The following is an 18,487-nucleotide window of genomic DNA, read 5'->3' as shown; positions in this document are numbered from 1 at the left end:
GGCGGCGGCGTCGTGCCCGCCTGCCTGGACGACCTTGGCGAAGGCGAGTGGCCGGCCGCCCTACGACATCACAGGGTTGGAATGGGATCGCCTGAATCGCCCAAGGATCCACCGGGCAAGGGGCCTGTGCTCCTCGCCCTTCGCTACTACGGACAGGAGTTGGCCCGTCTCCGCCGGCTGACGGTGCCCGCGATGCTGCTGCCGGCGCTGGGCAACATCGGCCTCGCCTACATCGCGCCGCTGATCGTCGCGAAGCTCGTCGGCCGCATCGCCGACGAAAACGGCGTCGCCGCCGGCTCGGCGCTGCCCTACGTGGTCGCCTTCGCCGGCGTCATGCTGCTCTCGGAGGTGCTCTGGCGCATCGGCCTGCACTGCCTGAACCGTGTCGACGCCCGCGGCATCGAGCATCTGTACGTGATCGGCATGGACGAACTGTTCGCCAAGGACGCCGCGTTCTTCCACGACAACTTCGCCGGGTCGCTGACCAAGCGGGTCCTGAGCTTCGCCTCCCGCTTCGAGGAGTTCGTCGACACCCTCACGTTCCAGGTCGTGGGCAGTCTCGTGCCACTCGTGTTCGGGTCGGTGGTGCTGTGGCGCTACGAACCGCTGCTGGTGGTCGGCCTGCTGGCGATGATCGCACTGACGGCGCTGTGCGTGGTGCCCCTCATCCGGCGCCGCCAGGCGCTCGTCGACAAGCGCGAGGAGGCGATCGCCCAGGTGTCGGGCCATGTCGCCGACAGCCTGACGAACATGGACACGGTCAGGGCGTTCGCCGCCGAGGAACGTGAGGCCGCCGAGCACCGGTCCCGGGTCGCGGCGTCACGGCGGCTCATGCTGCGGTCGTGGGACTACGGCAACCTGCGCATCGACACACTGGTCGCGCCGCTGTCCGTGCTCACCAACGCCCTGGGCCTGCTGCTGGCGGTCACCCTCGCGGGGGGCGGGCACGGCGTGGAGACGGTCGTGGTCGCCTTCACGTACTACTCGAACGCGACCCGGATCATGTTCGAGTTCAGCCAGATCTACCGTCGGCTGGAGAGCTCGATGACCGAGGCCGCGCAGTTCACCGAACTGCTGCTGACCTCGCCGACCGTGCTCGACCCCGCAGCGCCGGAAACCCTGCGGTCCAGGGCCGCCGACGTCCGCTTCGAGAACGTGACCTTCGCGCACGCCGGCGCCGAGCCGCTCTTCGAGGGACTCGACCTGTCGGTGGCCGGCGGAGCGAAGATCGGCCTCGTCGGCCGTTCCGGCGGGGGCAAGACCACCCTCAGTCGGCTGCTGCTGCGGATGACCGACATCGACGCCGGGCGGATCATGATCGGAGGGCAGGACATCAGCCTGCTGCGCCAGAGGGACCTGCGCAGCCTGATCGCCTACGTGCCGCAGGACCCGGCGATGTTCCACCGCACGCTCCGCGACAACATCGTGTTCGCCCGCCCGGACGCCACCGAGGCCGAGATCCGCCGGGCGGCCGAGGCGGCGCACGTCACGGAGTTCGCCGACGCGCTGCCGGACGGCTTCGACACCATGGTGGGCGAACGCGGGGTCAAGCTGTCCGGCGGACAGCGCCAGCGGGTCGCTCTCGCCCGGGCGATCCTGCGTGACGCGCCGATCCTGCTGCTCGACGAGGCCACCAGCGCCCTGGACTCCGAGAGCGAGATCCTCGTCCAGGAGGCGCTGTGGCGGCTCATGGAGGGACGGACGGCTCTCGTGGTGGCGCACCGGCTGAGCACGGTCGCCACCATGGACCGGCTCGTCGTCCTGGACCGCGGAAGGATCGTCGAGCAGGGCACGCACCAGGAGCTGCTCGCGTCGGAGGGCGCCTACGCGAAGCTGTGGCAGCACCAGTCGGGGGGCTTCCTGGACGAGACCCCTGCCTCGGCCGACCTCCGCTGAACGTGCCCCCGGTGGGTGTGAGTGGCCCGGCTCACATGGCGCGAGCCGGGCCGGGCCGACACCATGGGGCGCGTCACCGGCAGGCTGAAGGGATCCAGGATGTTCCGCAAGGTGCTGGTCGCCAACCGTGGTGAGATCGCCATTCGCGCGTTCCGCGCCAGCTTTGAGCTGGGCGCGAGGACCGTGGCCGTCTTCCCGCACGAGGATCGCAATTCACTGCACCGGTTGAAGGCCGACGAGGCCTACGAGATCGGCCGTCCCGGACATCCCGTCCGGGCGTACCTCTCCGTGGAGGAGATCGTCCGCGCGGCGCGTCAGGCGGGCGCGGACGCGGTGTACCCCGGTTACGGGTTCCTGTCCGAGAACCCCGATCTGGCGCGCGCCTGCGAAGAGGGCGGCATCACCTTCGTCGGGCCCAGCGCCGACACGCTGGAGCTGACCGGCAACAAGGCGAGTGCGGTGGCCGCCGCCCGCGCGGCAGGCGTACCGGTGCTGGCCTCCTCGGCGCCCTCCGCCGATGTGGACGAACTCGTCCGCGCCGCCGACGACATCGGCTTCCCGGTGTTCGTCAAGGCCGTCGCCGGCGGTGGCGGGCGCGGCATGCGGAGGGTCGAGGAACCCGCCCAACTGCGCGAGTCGATCGAGGCCGCGGCCCGTGAGGCGGCCTCCGCGTTCGGCGACTCCACGGTCTTCCTGGAGAAGGCGGTCGTCGAGCCACGCCACATCGAGGTACAGATCCTCGCCGACGGCCAGGGCAACGTCATCCACCTGTTCGAACGTGACTGCTCGGTACAGCGGCGCCACCAGAAGGTGATCGAGATGGCGCCCGCGCCGAATCTCGACCCGGAACTGCGGGACCGGATCTGCGCCGACGCCGTGCGGTTCGCCGAGCAGATCGGCTACCGCAACGCGGGCACCGTGGAGTTCCTCCTCGACCGCGAGGGCAACCACGTCTTCATCGAGATGAACCCGCGCATCCAGGTCGAGCACACGGTCACCGAGGAGGTCACAGACGTCGACCTCGTCCAGGCACAGCTGCGCATCGCCTCCGGCGAGACACTGGCCGACCTCGGGCTCTCCCAGGAGACCGTCACCCTGCACGGCGCCGCACTGCAGTGCCGGATCACGACCGAGGACCCCGCCAACGGCTTCCGCCCGGACACCGGCAGGATCAGCGCGTACCGCTCGCCCGGCGGCTCCGGCATCCGGCTGGACGGCGGCACCACCCACGCCGGTACGGAGATCAGCGCGCACTTCGACTCGATGCTGGTCAAACTCACCTGCCGGGGCCGCGACTTCGGGACCGCGATCAGCCGGGCCCGGCGTGCCGTGGCCGAGTTCCGCATCCGTGGCGTTGCCACCAACATCCCGTTCCTGCAGGCCGTGCTCGACGACGCGGACTTCCGCGCCGGCCGGGTCACGACGTCGTTCATCGAGCGACGGCCGCACCTGCTCACGGCACGTCACTCCGCCGACCGCGGCACGAAACTGCTCACCTACCTCGCCGACGTCACCGTGAACAAGCCGCACGGCGAACGCCCCGAACTGATCGACCCGGTCAGCAAGATCCCGCCTCTGCCTGACTCGGAGCCGCCGGCGGGCTCCCGGCAGCGGCTCGTCGAACTGGGCCCGGAGGGCTTCGCCCGGTGGCTACGCGAGTCGCCGACCATCGGTGTCACCGACACCACGTTCCGCGACGCCCACCAGTCGCTGCTCGCCACCCGGGTTCGCACCAAGGACATGCTCGCCATCGCCCCGGTGGTGGCGCGGACCCTGCCCGAGCTGCTGTCCCTGGAGTGCTGGGGCGGCGCCACCTACGACGTCGCGCTGCGCTTCCTCGCCGAGGACCCCTGGGAACGCCTGGCCGCCCTGCGCGAAGCCGTACCGAACATCTGTCTGCAGATGTTGCTGCGCGGCCGCAACACCGTGGGCTACACCCCGTACCCGACCGAGGTGACCGACGCCTTCGTACAGGAGGCCGCGGCCACCGGCATCGACATCTTCCGGATCTTCGACGCGCTCAACGACGTAGGCCAGATGCGGCCCGCGATCGACGCCGTACGCGAGACGGGAACGGCGATCGCCGAGGTCGCCCTGTGCTACACGTCAGACCTGTCCGATCCGTCCGAGCGGCTCTACACCCTGGACTACTACCTCCGCCTCGCCGAGCAGATCGTCGAGGCCGGTGCCCACGTCCTGGCCGTCAAGGACATGGCGGGCCTGCTGAGGGCCCCGGCCGCCGCGACCCTCGTGTCGGCGCTGCGCCGCGAGTTCGATCTGCCGGTGCACCTCCACACACACGACACCGCGGGCGGCCAGCTCGCCACCTACCTCGCCGCGATCCAGGCCGGCGCGGACGCGGTCGACGGCGCGGTGGCGTCGATGGCGGGCACCACCTCGCAGCCGTCGCTGTCAGGCATCGTCGCCGCGACCGACTACTCCGAGCGGCCCACCGGGCTGAGCCTGACGGCCGTGGGTGACCTGGAGCCGTACTGGGAGAGCGTCCGGAAGATCTACGCACCGTTCGAGGCGGGCCTCGCCTCGCCGACCGGGCGGGTCTACCACCACGAGATCCCCGGCGGACAGCTGTCCAACCTGCGCACCCAGGCGGTCGCGCTGGGCCTCGGCGACCGCTTCGAGGCGATCGAGGCGATGTACGCCGCCGCAGACCGGATCCTCGGCCGGCTGGTGAAGGTCACCCCTTCGTCGAAGGTGGTCGGCGACCTCGCCCTCCACCTCGTAGGCGCCGACGTCTCGCCGGAGGACTTCGAGGCGACGCCGAACAGGTTCGACATCCCCGACTCGGTCATCGGCTTCCTGCGCGGCGAGCTGGGCAACCCGCCCGGCGGCTGGCCGGAGCCGTTCCGCACCAAGGCACTGGAGGGCCGGGCCGCCCCCAAGCCCATGGCGGAACTGACCTCGGACGACCGAACGGGGCTGGCGAAAGACCGGCGGGGGACGCTCAACCGGCTGCTCTTCCCCGGCCCCGCACGCGAGTTCGAGACGCACCGGCAGACCTACGGCGACACCAGCGTGCTGGCCAGCAAGGACTTCTTCTACGGGCTGCGTCCCGGGACGGAGTACTCCGTCGACCTCGAACCGGGTGTCAGGCTCCTCATCGAGCTGGAGGCCGTGGGCGAGGCCGACGAACGCGGCATGCGCACGGTGATGTCCACGCTGAACGGCCAACTGCGGCCGATCCAGGTACGTGACACCGCCGTGTCCTCCGACATCCCGGCCACGGAGAAGGCGGACCGGGCCAACCCCGGCCATGTCGCCGCGCCCTTCGCCGGAGTGGTGACGCTCGCCGTCGCCGAGGGGGACGAGGTGGCGGTCGGCGCCACGGTGGCCACCATCGAGGCGATGAAGATGGAAGCCGCGGTCACCGCCTCGAAGGCCGGAAAGGTGACGAGGCTGGCCATCAACAGGATCCAGCAGGTGGAGGGCGGCGACCTGCTCGTCGAGATCGCCTGAATCCGGGACGGCCGGCCCCCCGCCGGCACACGTACATCGGGTTGCGACGGGGGTGGCTCGGGGTTTCACCCCCGAGCCGCCTCACCGCCCGGTGACGGAAGACGTGACGCGACCCCACGCGGCGTCAGCCGAATTCTCGGAATCGAATGCGCGGGAGAGGGCCGCGGGAACCTCGGTAGTTCCTGGGTTTCGGTGGTGGCCGACTGTTCAGGACAGTCGGCCGACATGGGCCAGGGCCTGCTTGAGGAGCATCCCCTGACCGCCCGGCATCTCGTTCTGGACCACGGGGGAGGACGCCTCCTCCGGACTGAACCAGACCAGATCGAGGGCGTCCTGGCGGGGGCGGCAGTCGCCGGCCACCGGGACGATGTAGGCGAGGGACACCGCGTGCTGGCGCGGGTCGTGGAACGGGGTGACGCCCAATGTCGGGAAATACTCCGCGACAGTGAAGGGTTGCGGGGAGGCCGGGATCCTGGGCAGTGCCACCGGGCCGAGATCCTTCTCCAGATTGCGCATAAGAGCGTCGCGTACGCGCTCGTGGTGCAGAACACGGCCCGACACCAGAGCGCGGCTGACGTTGCCGTCCGACCCGATGCGCAGGAGCAGACCGATACTGGTGACTTCGCCGTTGTCGTCGACACGCACCGGTACGGCTTCTACGTACAGGATCGGCATCCGGGCGCGGGACTGCTCGAGTTCGTCGGGTGCCAGCCAGCCGGGCGTGGTTTCGATCATCTCAGACATTGGCTGATCGTACTTTCAAGTCGTCCTGTTTCTGCAGAGCCTCTCCACGTCGAACGCGCCACATCCGGCTGACCCGCCGCTGTCAGACCTCCGGGCGCGCGTGCCCGTTCTGCCATGCCCAGGCCGCGATCTCCACCCGGTTCCGCGCGGCCAGTTTCAGCTGCACGCTCGACAGGTGCGTCTTGACCGTGGAGAGGGAGACGAAGAGCGAGGCGGCGATCTCGGCGTTGGTGTGACCGAGTGCGACGAGCCGGACCACGTCGAGTTCCCGGTCGGTGAGCGGTTCCGCGAGCGTCGCGGCGGAGACCTGGGGCGGAACTGCCAGTCGGGACGCGGTGGCGTGCGGGGCGGTGATGTGCTGGAGCAGACGGACCGTGATCGACGGCGACACCAGGGAGTCCCCGGCCGCCGCGGCCCTCACCGCCTCCGCGAGCAGGACGGGCCCCGAGTCCTTGAGCAGGAACCCGCAGGCGCCGCCACGCAGTGCACCGTACACGTACTCGTCGAGGTCGAAGGTGGTGACGACGACGACTCGCATCGGGTCGGCGACACCGGGGCCTGCCAGGATCCGGGTCGCTTCCAGGCCGTCGAGCTTGGGCATCCGGATGTCCAGGAGACACACGTCAGGACGCTCACGGCGGGCCAGTGCCACGGCCTCCTCACCGTTGGAGGCCTCGGCGACGACGGTGATGTCGGGCTGGGCGTCCAGGAAGAAGCGGAAGCCGGTACGGACCATGTCCTGGTCGTCCGCGATGAGGACGCGGATCGGGGGGCTGGGCGGGGCGGCAGTCATGGCTCGATCATGCCTCAGGGGTGGGAGGGGCGGAGTGGGGTGGAGCGGAGGGAGAGGGGGAAGGGGCGAGGGGAACGACGTGGGGGATGGGGGATGGGGGGGGGAGTGGGGGAGAAGGGGAGCGGCGAGGGGCCGTGAGGCGTGGGAGAAGGGCGAGGGGACGGCGTCCGGTAGGCGGCTGTCCCCTCCCCGATGTCGGCCCCCAGGTCCTCCGTCGTCCCTCGTTCTCAGTCCGCCGTCTGCGCCGCGTTCTCCGTGACCGCCCGCAGCAGCGGCCTGCTCGCTCCGATCGCCGCGAACATGGCCAGCGCGCCCACGGTTATGCACACCGCCAGGGTCACCGCGCCCGAGGTGCTGATCGTGCTGTCGAACATCTTGTTGACCTGGAAGGCGGCGTAGATTCCGGCGGCGGTGGTGCCACCGGCGAGGACGACCAGCGGGAGGACCGTCTCACGGAACCTGGCCCGGTCGAGAAGCTTCAACGGAGTGCCGGCCAGCCGCAGCAGGGCGTAGACACGTCGCCGGTCGAGGACGTTCGCGGCGGCGGTCAGCCCGGCGGACGCGGTCGCGACGAGGAAGCTGACGGCGAGGGCGGCGGTGCCGAGTTCCCCCAGCCGACCGGTGAACGCGTCGTTCTCGGCGTTGGCGTAGTTTTGGGTGTACGGCAGCTGGCCCGGCACCAGGTTCGAGAGGGCGGTGACGGCTGTGTCGAGCTGCTCCGTCCCGCCGGAGACGTGAACCAGCACACCGGTGGAACTGCTCAGCAAGTCGTCGTCGCCCTTGCTCGTGGTGACGGTCGCCTTCACTCCGGCCGCGTCGAGCAGTGAACGGGCTTCGGAGGCGGCGGTGCGGGCGGTGGCGGCACTCGTGGTGGGTACGGCGACCTGATCGGGATAGTGGTAGTCCTCGATGCCCACGTTGCCGACGGTGAAGAACCCGGCCACGAACCCGGCGAGGACCAGCCCGCTGACGGTGCGCCACGAGCCGCGAGGGTCGTCGCTGAGCCGGCGTGCTGCCAGCAGGGTCGCCGGACGGCGGGCGAAGTGGGCCGTGATCCGGCCGAGGCGGTCCACCACCCAGGGGCCGAGCAGCCAGAAGGCGCCGTAGAACATGAGCAGCATCGCGAGCTGCTCGCGGGGCCCAGGGCTGCCCGAGGAGGCTGTCACGTAGTTGTAGAGCAGGACTGCCGCGAAGAGGACCAGGCGGATGAGACGGGTGCGGCGCGGGTTCGCCTGCTGGGCCACGCCCAGCGGGGAGACCGCCACCTGACGCAGCGTCAGCATCGCGCTCACCGCGATCAGTCCGGCCACGAACACCGTGACCGCCAGCAGCCAGGGCAGACCCACCCACAACTGGTCCGTGTACCAGCTGCCGATGCCGAACGGGATCTTCGCGAGCGCGGGCAGCAGCAGACAGTAGGCCAGCGCGCCCGTCAGCGCCCCGGCCGCCCCGACGACCGCCGACTCCAGGCCGGTCATCGCGAGGATCTGGCGCGGTGTCGCCCCGGCCAGTCGCAGTGCGGCGAGCCGTTGCTCACGGCGGGCCGCGCCGAGCCGTCCGGCGGCAGCTGCGAGCACGACCACGGGCACGGCGACGATCGCCACACCGACGGACACCGCGGGCTTGTCCGCCGAGGTGAACACGCTGACGTCGGTGCCGTCGAAGCCGGAGATCACCGAGCGGGCGGTCAACCCGCCGAACTGGCCGAACAAGCCGAGCGGTTCGGCCGCGGAGGAGACCGTGGGATCGGACGCGGCCTTCCCCACGACGGCCACGAGCTCCTGCGGCGCCGCGAGACCGGCGTCGCCGATGGCGCCGTACGAGGACACTTTCGGAAAGCGGTCGGCGAGTTGCTTCGCCGGTGTCCTGTGCAGCAGGTCGGCCAGGGCGGGCGAGACGTACACCTGCCCGGGCTCGGGGAACTCGGTCAGCCCCGGGGGTGCCGGAGTGGCCTTCCGGCCCGGCAACTGGGCCAGCGAGACCACGGTGACCGGGCGGTCGCCGAGATAGCTCGTTCCGAGCGTCTGGACGGCGGTGCCATGCCGGTCGGGGGCAGGGGTGCGCCAGGCCGTGTCGTGAGCGCGGGTGCCGCTGCCGAAGCAGGCGGCCGTGAGCACCAGGAGGATCAGCGCGCCGACCGCCGCGGCGCCGGCCGCCAGCAACTGGCTGTGCAGGCCGCGGCGGCCGGAGCGGCGTGCGAGAAACCACGTCAGCTGGGGGACGGGCGAGGACATGAGGGCTCCGGGGTGCTCAGGAAGGGCGCAGCGGCCGGTGATCGGGGCAGAAGGGGGCGAGGACGAACCAGTGCCAGGGGGAGGGGCGTTGGAGCGGCGAGGACCGTGACTCAGGGCGCGACGGTGACGGTGTACTGCAGACCGTGGCTCAAGGTGCGACGGTGTACTGGTGATGGCCGGTGATGCGGCCGTCACGGACCTGGAGGACGCGGTCGCAGTGGGCGGCCACGTCAGGATCGTGTGTGACCATCACCAGGGAGGCACCCTGCTCACGGGTGACGGAGGTCAGCAGCCGGATGACCTCCTCGCTGGTCACCTGGTCCAGCGCGCCCGTCGGCTCGTCGGCGAAGACCACGTCGGGCTGGACGACCAGGGCGCGGGCTATCGCGACGCGCTGGGCCTGACCTCCGGACAGCTGACCGGGACGGCGCTTCTCCAGACCGTCGAGGTCGAGCGGGGCGAACCAGCGACGGGCGAGGGAGACGGCCCGGCCACGGGGCATGCCGCCCAGCATCAGCGGCAGGGCGATGTTCTCCTCGGCGGGCAGTTCGGGCAGCAACTGGCCGAACTGGAACACGAATCCGAACTGCTTGCGACGCAGTTCGCTCAGCTGGTTCTCGCCCAGGTTGTCGATACGCCCACTGTGCAGCAGGACCTCGCCGCCGTCCGGGCGGACCACTCCGGCCAGGGTGTGCAGGAGGGTCGACTTCCCGGACCCGGACGGCCCCATGATCGCCAGCGACTCGCGGACGCCGACCTTCACGTCCACGCCGTGCAGAGCGGTGGTGGAGCCGTATTTCTTGGTGAGGCCGAGACCGGCCAGGACAGTGCTCATCGTCTCCTCGTTCTCCTTGGTCTCTTCGCCGTTGCTCAGCGCTCGAACTTCCAGGTCACCGAGGTATTCGTCGCTTTGACCACCGTCACCGGTATGTCGATGTCCTTGCCCTTGCCGGTGTGGCCGGTGCAGGTGATGCTCGCGCCGGCCACTGCCTTCAGACCGGTCGGGCAGGACACCTGGGAGACCTTCGTGCCCACCCAGGGAAGTGGGTGGAACTTGCTCTGGGCGCGCCCCGCGACGATCCCTCCCGACAGGGCCCTGTGGCCGTCCACCGTCACCGCCGTGTACTTGTCCAGAGAGGTTGTCGACTCGGTGCCCGCGAGCAGATGTGTACCTACGCCGGCCAGGGCGACCGCAGCGGTCGCACCGCCGATCACGCTGATGAGGGCCTTGCGCTGCATCTCGTACTCCTGAAGGTCGGACCGGGTGGGAATTGGCTCCACTCTGTCCCGCGGGCATGGGCGCGCGCCTCGGCCGTCCGGCCACTCTCGCGGACCGGCTCCTCGGCCATTCGGCCGATCCCGTCGTTCCCGTCCGCGCATACGGTGATCCGCATGACATCGGATTCGCCCCGCAACTGCTCCCGCGCCTTCGTCGTCGCACTCCTGGTCATGGCCGGGGCTGTCGACGTCGTCGACGCGACGGACAGTGGCTACGTGGTCTGGCCCCACGTGCTTGTCCTGGTGCTCGGGTACGCCGCTCTGCTGTGGCCGAGCAGCCGGCGGCCGCAGTGGTTCACTCCGCAACTGCGCACGGGCGTACCGGCCGTCGTCTCAATGCTGTTCACAGCGGGTTCGCTGCTGCTGGACCAGCAGGCCCCGTTCGGTCCGGGCGAGACGCTCGTGCTGCTGATTCTGCTGTTCATGGCGGTACGGCAATGCCCGCAGCCCTGGGCCGTCATCTGCGCGGCCCTGAACGCCGCCGCGCTGCTCGGCACGCCCGCGCGCTTCTATCGGGACGACCGGACAAGCCTACTGGGATTCATGCTGGTGGAGCTCGTCCTGATCGGCATCGTCGCCGGTCTCGCGGGGTATCTGCGCGCGCTGGACCACCGGCGAGCCGCAGCGGTCGTCGACACCCGGCGGGCGGAACGGGTGGCGATCGCCGCCGACCTGCACGACTTCGTCGCCCACCATGTGACCGGGATCCTTGTCCAGACCCAGATGGCCCGCATGATGGCGACCACCCAACCGGAGAGCCTGGACACCGTCCTGGCGGGCATCGAACGCGCGGCGACGGAGGCCCTGGCGTCGATGCGCCGTACCGTCGGCGTGCTGCGCGACACCGGGCCCGACGCCGCAGACCGCCGGCCCGTCGGCGACCTGGCAGGCATCGCGGAACTGGCGGAAGGCTTCGCGAACCCGGTCCAGCACGTCACCCTCGACCGTGACCCCGCCGTGCCCGACGACCTCCCGCACGAGGTGCAGGCCGCCGCGTTCCGGGTGGTGCAGGAAGCGCTGACGAACGTACGACGGCACGCGGCCGACGCCACAGAGATCACCGTCCGGCTCCGCCACGACGGGCGCACGCTGGAGGTCGGGGTGACCGACGACGGACGGGGCGGCACCCAGCTCCCGGCCGCCGCCCACGGGGGCGGCTTCGGCCTGGTCGGCCTCACGGAACGCGTCACGGCACTGGGCGGGGACCTGCGCGCGGGGCCGCCGACCGGGCGGACGCAAGGGTGGGAGGTGCGGGCGCTCTTCCCCACGGGGAAGCCATGACGGTACGCACCTCGGCATCGTGGTCGGAACACACGACCACCCCTTCGAGGAGACCTGACTGATCCTCGAAGGGGTGTTGGTCGTTCTGCGGCCGGGTCAAGTAGCGGTCTTACCGGGCGGGACGCGTGGACGGGGGACGGCTGTGGAGCTGACCAGGGTGAGGAGATGGAGAGAGAGGGGGAAGAACTCGGTCAGTCGCCGCGGGTCGCGTTTTCCGCCTCGAACATCCAGCGCTGCTTCTCGAGTTCGGCCGTGATGCCGATCAGCAGGTCCTGGGTCACCGGGTCCGCCTCTTCCGTCGCGTCGATGCGTTCACGCAGGCGCTCGATCGCCGTCGCCAGTGCCTCGACAAGCAACTGGACGACATCCGTGTCCTGGATCCAGCCGTCCTTCGGGCCCTGGAACACGGAAGCCGAGGCGACGGTCTCCGGGCGGCCGTCCGGCGGCACTCCGAGCGCCGCCGAGCGCTCCGCCACCGTGTCGGAGAACGCACGGGTCGCCGACACCACCTCGTCGAGGTGCAGATGGATCGAACGGAACCTCGGCCCCACGATGTTCCAGTGGGCCTGCTTCCCGATCAGCGACAGCGCCAGCAGATCCACCAAGGTCGCCTGCAGAGCGTCGCCGGTGATCTTGCGTTCCGGCTCCGGCAGGCTGCTCTTCACTACAGTCATGGGGTAACTCCTCCTCGTGACTCGGCCCGGGTTCTCGCTACCGGACCCGTTCTCTCGCGGTTCGGAGCAGTTCGGCGCGTTCCTCCTCGCAGGTGCCGCCCCACACGCCCAAGGTCTGACCGCTGCGCAGGGCCCAGTCCAGGCACTGCGGGGTCACCGGGCAGTGGGCGCACACACGTTTCGCGGCAGCGGTGTCGCGCACCGCCGGCCCCTTCGTACCTATGGGGAAGAACAGTTCCGGGTCCTCTCCCGCACAGGCCGCTCGCCGCAACCACTCCATGGAAACGCGGGTGCCCAGGTCGGAGGGGCGGAAACGTGACGGAACCGGCCATCGGAGGCGACGGAGAGCGAATGGCGGGAGAAGAGAAGGTGATCAGGCGGAGCGGAGGGTGATCAGGTGGAGAAGGGAGGATCAGTGGGGCCGGGGTGCGAGCGCGCGAGCGCCCGGTCCACGAAGGCGGTCAGTTCGGCGAAGGCCTCAGTCCTGTCCGTCTCCAGGAAGATGTCATGCCGGGCGCCCGGAAAGATCCGTTCGGTCCAGTCGGTGCCGCGCAGTTCCTCGATACCGACGCGGCTCCCGGCGAGCGGGACGAGCCGGTCGTCGTCGCCGTGCAGCCACAGCAGCGGCAGCGGCCCGATGTCACCGTCCTTGGCCACGGTCTCCAGTGTCCGTACGAATGCCTCCAGCGTCGGCCGCCTCATCGGACCGTGCCAGACCAGCGGGTCCGCCGCGTACGCCGCCCCGACCGCGGGATCGCGGGACAGCGCGGCCGGGTTGATGGGCCGGTCGAGGATCTCGTCGAGTTCGAGCAGCCGTTCCGGAAGGTCCCAGTTGCCGAGTACGGGCGCGGACAGGACGAGCGCGGCGAGTTCGGCGCCGTACCGCTGTGCGAAGCGGGCCGCGATCAGGCCGCCGGTGGAGTGGCCGATGAGGACGACGGGCACCTCCGGGTGGGCGGACCGGGCGAGTTCGGCGACAGAGTGCAGGTCGGTGACGACGTCCTCGAAGTCCGTGATCACCGCCCGCTCGCCCCCCGACCGGCCGTGTCCCTGGTGATCGGGGCCCAGGACGGTCGCGCCATGAGCCACGAGGACGTCGGCGAGTCCCTCGTAGCGGCCGATGTGTTCCCCGTACCCGTGCGAGAGGAGGGCGAGATAGCGGGGCGGGTCGGGCGGACGTTCGGAGTCGCCGGGGGCGGGTCGGGGCCACTCGCGTACGGCGATCGTGCCTCCGCTGCCGGTGAGGACCCAATCGCGGGACTCGGCCATGGCTTCTCCGGGTGCGTCGTTGAAGGCGTGCGTGGTGTGCGTGGTGTGCGTGGATCTTCCCAGGACTCGGGAGGCCGGTCCACGGTGACGCGTCGGACCGGGGCAGGGGTCACCTGGCGAGACGGTCCTGACGGCGGCAGTTGGGTGGGCTTAGCATCGGTGTCCGCATGAACACGATGACGCTCTGGCACATAACGCACTGGGAATTCGCCGCCCTCGCCGCCGCGGCGGTGCTGGTCGGCTTCTCCAAGACCGCCGTCAGCGGGGCCAACACGGTCAGTCTGGCGATCTTCGCGGCCGTTCTGCCCGCCCGCGAGTCCACAGGTGTGCTGCTGCCGATCCTGATCGCGGGGGATGTACTGGCCGTCCTGACCTACCGCAGACACGCCCACTGGCCCACCTTGTGGCGGCTGTTCCCGGCGGTCGCGGTGGGGGTGGTCGTCGGCACGGTGTTCCTGGTGTGGGCGGACGACGAGGTCGTACGGACCTCGATCGGGGCGATCCTGCTGCTGATGGCCGGAGTGACGGTGTGGCGCCGACGGCGGGCGGAAGCTGAGGCGAAGCGGGAGGAGGAACGGGAGGTGGACGAACCGGAGGCGGTGAGCACGCCCGCCGGGCGTCTCAAGGCACGCTCGTACGGTGTCCTCGGCGGCTTCACGACGATGGTCGCCAACGCGGGCGGCCCGGTCATGTCGATGTACCTCCTGTCGGCCGGTTTCCGGAAGCTCGGCTTCCTGGGTACGTCGGCGTTCTTCTTCCTCATCGTGAACGTCTCGAAGGTCCCCTTCAGCGCCGGCCTCGGTCTGATCGACGGCCACTCGCTCCTGCTCGACGCGGCCCTCGTACTGTTCGTCGTCCCCGGCGCGTTTCTTGGCAAATGGGCTGTGAACCGAATCAACCAGCGGCTGTTCGAGCAGTTGGTGATCGCGGCCACGGTGGTGGGCGGAGCCCAGTTGCTGCTGCGCTGACCAGCGACCCTCCGGGTTACGCCACGGACGTACCGCCACCGGAGCCCGCGAGTGCTGGCGGCCGGCTCGGCAGACTGCTGCTGAGGTCCTCCACCAGGAGGCGTTTGGCGATCGCGTCCACCGCGGCGCGCAGGTCGTCGCCCGAGGGACGGCCGACGTCGTGTTCCACTCGTTCGGCCAGCCAGGAGCCCAAGCACCGCCGATCACCGCGGCCTCGCGGGTGCCCGCCTCGGTGTGGGAGAAGAGGGAGCCGGTGCGCGTCAGGTAGCCCTCCTCGACCATGCGGTCGAAGACCGGCAGGAGTACCTCGGGCGGCATATGACGGCGGGCGGCGATCAGGCCGAGACCGGCATGGCCGACCATGCGGGTGAACAGCTCGACCTGCATCACGGCCCAGGCGCCCGCGATGTCGAGCCGGGTGTCCGAGCCGGTGACGATCCGGCGCGCGGCGTCCAGATCCGTACTGCCGATGATTTTTCCGACGGAGGCCTCCACCAGGCGGCGCGAGTCCGCGGCGACCGGCGTCGCGAAGCCTTCGCCCATGTCCGTCGAAGCCATCCGCGCACTGTCGCGCAGCTGGACCTGCTTCAGGAACAGGGCGACGACGAAACCGATGAGCGCGACCGCCACGGTCCACAGGAAGACGGCTGGATGGTGTCCGCGTAGGCGCCGATGATCGGCTCGGCCGCCCGGGCGGGGAGGTGGTGCACCCTGCACGGCGCCAGTCCCCGACCGCGAGGGAGTACGAGACGCACCCGGCCGTCCGGTCCCGGGTCCGGATCGCGCACCTCGACCAGGCGGTACGTCCCCTCAGGCACATGTGTGTCGAGCAGGTGCCGGCGCAGCCCCATGAGGTCGGAGCCGGCCTCGCCCTTGTCGAGGACGAAGAACACGTCGGTGCTCCGCAGCGCCCTGACCGCCTGCAGGGTGAGCTGGTCGGGGTCGCCCGCGCCGATACCGATGACCTGAATCCTTCGCACGCTCCCGAGTCTGCCCCACCCCACTGACAACGCGGCCGTCGGACCGGCTCAGCCGCCGACGGCACGGCTCGACAACCGCGGTGCCCGGGCTCCCGCATCGACGGCCGGGGCCTCCTGTTCGAGCTCGGCGGCCAGCTCCCGTGCCCAGGCGACCACACCCGCGAGGTCCATCTCGTACGGCTGCGGGCGCGCACCCGCGGCCGCCCACTCCTCGACCGCGCCGGCCCCGCGCCGCAACAGCCGGACGCCTCCGGTGACGTTCCCGCGCGCGGCGTGCGTGAGTCCCACGGCCAGCTGCGCGAGCCCACGCCACAGGCCGCGCTCCTCCTCCGGCCCAGACTTCCAGGCGTCCTCGAACACCTCGTGCGCGTGGAACGGTTTCCCCGCGTCCAGCAACGCCTGCGCCTCCGCGACACTGTCCTCGGGACGGCGTACGACGCCCTCGGGCTGCCGGGCGACCCCGTGCTCGCCGTACGGCAGCGGACGCCCGAGTCCGTCCCGTGGCCGCGCGTTGCGCGCCCGCCCCTCCTCGTCCCGGTCCCGTCCGCCCGCTGCTTCCCGATCCTTTGACGCACTGCTCATACACCGATTGTCGCGCGCCCCCTGCCGCCATCGGGGCAGCCGCTCACGTGGGGTAAGGTTCTGTTCGCGTGATCACACGGGGCAACCGTGGATCGTCGCACCGGGACGTGGCGCAGCTTGGTAGCGCACTTGACTGGGGGTCAAGGGGTCGCAGGTTCAAATCCTGTCGTCCCGACAGTTCGATGGACTGTCATCGCAGGTCAGGGCCTTGGATCACTTCGGTGAGACGAGGCCCTTGACCATTTCTTAGGCTCTCGTCTCACGATTTCTCACAAACCGAGATGATCTTCCCTGTCCAAGTAGATCGCCCAGCTTGTCAGACCCTGCCTTGAGGCTTTGCGGGTCGGGATGCACGTACACGCGCTTGGTGAATGTTAGATCGCTGTGTCCGGCCCGGCCCACGCGGAAACGACCGTGTCGGGCACGCCGTGGTTGGCCCATCCAGGACAGCCAGGCGTGCCGGGCATCGTAGAGACGGACCCTGCGGACGCCTGCTGCCTCCATCAGCTTCTGAGCTCTCCGGCGAAGCTTGTCTGTCTTGAACGGTCGGCCCAGTTCATCGACGACGACATAGTCTGAGTCCTCGTACGCTCGCCGGCCGCAGCCTTCTCCTGCTCCTGCCGGGCTCGAAACGTCAGGAGCGCAGCGTGTACCGGCTTGGGCAGCGGCAAAACGCGCTTGCCGTTCTCGGTCTTGGGTTGCTCCTCAACCACCTTGTTCCGCTGGCCCCGCTCGCGATGGCGGTCACAGACAATGGTGCGAGTGTTGCCACGGCGATCTGCCCGTACCGCCTTCCCGCGCAACCACTGAGCCCTGTGGCGAGGGGGCGGCCGTGCACCGGCCGCCTCTCGCCGTCGCGTCGGCGGGGGCGGCCGGAGGAGCCGACCGTGCCGCCGGCGGAGTCCGTGGTCTCTACCAGCCGCCCCAGCCTTCCGCGGCGGAGGCGATGCCGGCGGCTGTGACGATCAGGGCGGCGGTGGCCACGGCCGTGGTCAGGGCCTTGGTGATGAGTCGTTGCATGGCTGCACTGATTCCTTCGAGTAGTGGGGGATGTGATGGATCATCAGCCTGTGGGATTACCGCTCCCATGTCAATGTGAAGTTTCAAGTAAATCCGCCGTGTCGCACGGGGTTTGGAGTCCGGACGCGGCTTGCTGAGGCGTGGAGGGGGCTTGTTGGTGTACGGAGCGGCGGCCGGGGTGTGTCCCTGTGCGGTCGGCTCGGGGCGCGGTGACGACGTTGCCGTCGTTCCTTTTCCCCGAGCCGCCGACCCGAACCGGACGTGCGTGTCTCCACGCATCCGGCTCTCCACGTGTCTTGCCCTGCGGTCAGCCGGTTTCCGGCGGTCACAGAAAACGGGGACGACCACGCTCATCGCGCCCTGCGACATCGACCGGTACAGGTAGGCCACTCCCACGCCGCCCGGTAACAGGGCCAGGAGCAACCCCAGCGCGGTGCCGCCCAGTTGGGCGTGGAGCGCCACGGTCAGTCCGTTGTGTCCGCGCGAGACCAAGCCGTTGACGAAGTGCGTGATGCCGAAGCACAGAGCGGACAGCGGAGCGAGCAGTTCACCCATGGTCACGCTCGCCGCTCACACGGCGGTCCCGGTCCGCCTTGCCCACCGGGCAGATCGCACCGTCCCGAAAGCAGGCACCCCGGTCGCACAGTCGGCAGATGCGTTCGGCGTCACCGGGCTGCCGGTACAGGACCGTCAGGAGCTTGCTCAGCAGCTGGCCGAACTGCTCACGCTCGCAGTCGTCGAGATGGTGCAGGGACTGTCGTGGTGCGTCGCCCCGGGATGCGAGGAGGCTGTGTGCCGCCCGCGTACCCAGATCGGTGAGCTGGAGGCGGACCCGTGTTCTCCAGTCGGCCTCTTTGCGTCCACCGAGTTGGGGCGGCAGGTCGGACTGAGCCAGTCCGCGGCGGCCCGCATGGTCGAGAGCCTGGAAAAACAGGGGCTGGTGGTCACCCCCGCCGCCACCACGTCACTGAGAGCCAGAGATGCGGCACCCAGAAGATTCGCCGTACGGAACTCATCATGCATGACTCGTGCGTAACCCCACTGAGGTGTTGACAACCTCACGTGGCACAGACTCCGCGGAGCCCGCCCGCCCAAGCTCGTCACGATCGCGGCCTCCAGCCCGACGGCCTCCAGCACCTTGCGGGTGCCCTGGGTCGGCGAACGCACCGCGGCTGTGGGAGGGGACGCGACCCATGATGAAAACGCCGAAGGCGCGCACAGCGAGTGGGCGATGAGCCCAACTCGGTGTGCGCGCCCTCAGGTTCAGATCTCTGGCGCGAGCTGTGCCTCCGGC

At 70.0% G+C, this 18,487-nt stretch carries 14 protein-coding genes, 1 tRNA gene and 2 pseudogenes; 6 read left to right on the top strand and 11 right to left on the bottom strand.

What is annotated here, in order from left to right; all coding sequences use genetic code 11:
• Nucleotides 1-81 precede the first annotated feature (81 nt).
• Both QA861_RS05805 and QA861_RS05800 read left to right on the top strand, forming a co-directional pair.
• Nucleotides 82-1,896: an ABC transporter ATP-binding protein gene (locus tag QA861_RS05805; protein WP_334587131.1), complete on the top strand. Its 1,815-nt coding sequence runs from the start codon at nucleotides 82-84 to the stop codon at nucleotides 1,894-1,896.
• A gap of 99 nt (nucleotides 1,897-1,995) precedes the next feature.
• A complete protein-coding gene (locus QA861_RS05800; RefSeq protein ID WP_334590461.1) occupies nucleotides 1,996-5,370 on the top strand; it encodes a pyruvate carboxylase in 3,375 nt (1,124 codons plus the stop codon).
• Between the two features lie 207 nt (nucleotides 5,371-5,577).
• On the opposite strand, the gene QA861_RS05795 is transcribed toward QA861_RS05800, so the two are convergent.
• The 5 genes from QA861_RS05795 to QA861_RS05775 all read right to left on the bottom strand — a co-directional run bounded on the left by QA861_RS05795 (nucleotide 5,578) and on the right by QA861_RS05775 (nucleotide 10,380).
• Nucleotides 5,578-6,105, bottom strand: a complete 528-nt coding sequence (locus tag QA861_RS05795) for an NUDIX hydrolase family protein (protein WP_044471876.1) — start codon at nucleotides 6,103-6,105, stop codon at nucleotides 5,578-5,580.
• A 91-nt stretch (nucleotides 6,106-6,196) separates the two neighbouring features.
• A complete protein-coding gene (locus tag QA861_RS05790) occupies nucleotides 6,197-6,907 on the bottom strand; it encodes a response regulator (protein WP_334587130.1) in 711 nt (236 codons plus the stop codon).
• A gap of 227 nt (nucleotides 6,908-7,134) precedes the next feature.
• Nucleotides 7,135-9,141 carry an FtsX-like permease family protein gene (locus QA861_RS05785; protein ID WP_334587129.1) on the bottom strand — a complete coding sequence of 669 codons (2,007 nt, stop codon included), beginning with the start codon at nucleotides 9,139-9,141 and terminating at the stop codon, nucleotides 7,135-7,137.
• Between the two features lie 148 nt (nucleotides 9,142-9,289).
• Entirely contained in the window at nucleotides 9,290-9,976 is a 687-nt protein-coding gene (locus QA861_RS05780) for an ABC transporter ATP-binding protein (protein ID WP_334587128.1), read from the bottom strand.
• 35 nt (nucleotides 9,977-10,011) lie between these two features.
• Nucleotides 10,012-10,380 (bottom strand): DUF4333 domain-containing protein, encoded by a 369-nt coding sequence (locus tag QA861_RS05775; protein WP_334587127.1) that lies wholly within the window; start codon nucleotides 10,378-10,380, stop codon nucleotides 10,012-10,014.
• Between the two features lie 153 nt (nucleotides 10,381-10,533).
• On the opposite strand from QA861_RS05775, the gene QA861_RS05770 reads away from it, so the two are divergent.
• Nucleotides 10,534-11,700 (top strand): sensor histidine kinase, encoded by a 1,167-nt coding sequence (locus QA861_RS05770; RefSeq protein WP_334587126.1) that lies wholly within the window; start codon nucleotides 10,534-10,536, stop codon nucleotides 11,698-11,700.
• A gap of 191 nt (nucleotides 11,701-11,891) precedes the next feature.
• On the opposite strand, the gene QA861_RS05765 is transcribed toward QA861_RS05770, so the two are convergent.
• From QA861_RS05765 to QA861_RS05755, 3 genes are all read right to left on the bottom strand, one after another.
• Nucleotides 11,892-12,374 carry a Dps family protein gene (locus QA861_RS05765; protein WP_334587125.1) on the bottom strand — a complete coding sequence of 161 codons (483 nt, stop codon included), beginning with the start codon at nucleotides 12,372-12,374 and terminating at the stop codon, nucleotides 11,892-11,894.
• Nucleotides 12,375-12,411: 37 nt separating this feature from the next.
• Nucleotides 12,412-12,654: a WhiB family transcriptional regulator gene (locus QA861_RS05760; RefSeq protein ID WP_334587124.1), complete on the bottom strand. Its 243-nt coding sequence runs from the start codon at nucleotides 12,652-12,654 to the stop codon at nucleotides 12,412-12,414.
• Nucleotides 12,655-12,767: 113 nt separating this feature from the next.
• On the bottom strand, nucleotides 12,768-13,643 hold the full coding sequence (locus QA861_RS05755; protein WP_334587123.1) for an alpha/beta hydrolase: 876 nt from the start codon (nucleotides 13,641-13,643) through the stop codon (nucleotides 12,768-12,770).
• Between the two features lie 167 nt (nucleotides 13,644-13,810).
• Here QA861_RS05755 and QA861_RS05750 point away from each other — a divergent pair, with 167 nt between their 5' ends.
• Nucleotides 13,811-14,611, top strand: coding sequence for a sulfite exporter TauE/SafE family protein (locus QA861_RS05750; protein ID WP_334587122.1), 801 nt, complete (start codon nucleotides 13,811-13,813; stop codon nucleotides 14,609-14,611).
• Between the two features lie 16 nt (nucleotides 14,612-14,627).
• On the opposite strand, the pseudogene QA861_RS05745 reads toward QA861_RS05750, so the two are convergent.
• The 3 genes and pseudogenes from QA861_RS05745 to QA861_RS05735 form a co-directional block, all read right to left on the bottom strand.
• Nucleotides 14,628-15,333 (bottom strand): annotated as a pseudogene (locus tag QA861_RS05745) (MFS transporter); the annotation flags it as partial.
• Nucleotides 15,324-15,591: pseudogene (locus tag QA861_RS05740) on the bottom strand (SAM-dependent methyltransferase); the annotation flags it as partial. The pseudogenes QA861_RS05745 and QA861_RS05740, both read right to left, overlap by 10 nt.
• A gap of 48 nt (nucleotides 15,592-15,639) precedes the next feature.
• Nucleotides 15,640-16,173 (bottom strand): DUF309 domain-containing protein, encoded by a 534-nt coding sequence (locus QA861_RS05735; protein WP_334587121.1) that lies wholly within the window; start codon nucleotides 16,171-16,173, stop codon nucleotides 15,640-15,642.
• 101 nt (nucleotides 16,174-16,274) lie between these two features.
• On the opposite strand from QA861_RS05735, the gene QA861_RS05730 reads away from it, so the two are divergent.
• A tRNA-Pro gene (locus QA861_RS05730) sits at nucleotides 16,275-16,348 on the top strand.
• A 1,398-nt stretch (nucleotides 16,349-17,746) separates the two neighbouring features.
• Nucleotides 17,747-18,229, top strand: coding sequence for a winged helix-turn-helix domain-containing protein (locus QA861_RS05725; protein ID WP_334587119.1), 483 nt, complete (start codon nucleotides 17,747-17,749; stop codon nucleotides 18,227-18,229).
• Nucleotides 18,230-18,487: the final 258 nt, after the last annotated feature.

Origin of the sequence: Streptomyces sp. B21-083 (assembly GCF_036898825.1) — a bacterium.
Classification (GTDB): domain Bacteria; phylum Actinomycetota; class Actinomycetes; order Streptomycetales; family Streptomycetaceae; genus Streptomyces.
The sequence above is the reverse complement of the archived record's forward strand: the minus strand, read 5'-3'. Positions and strand labels throughout refer to the sequence as shown.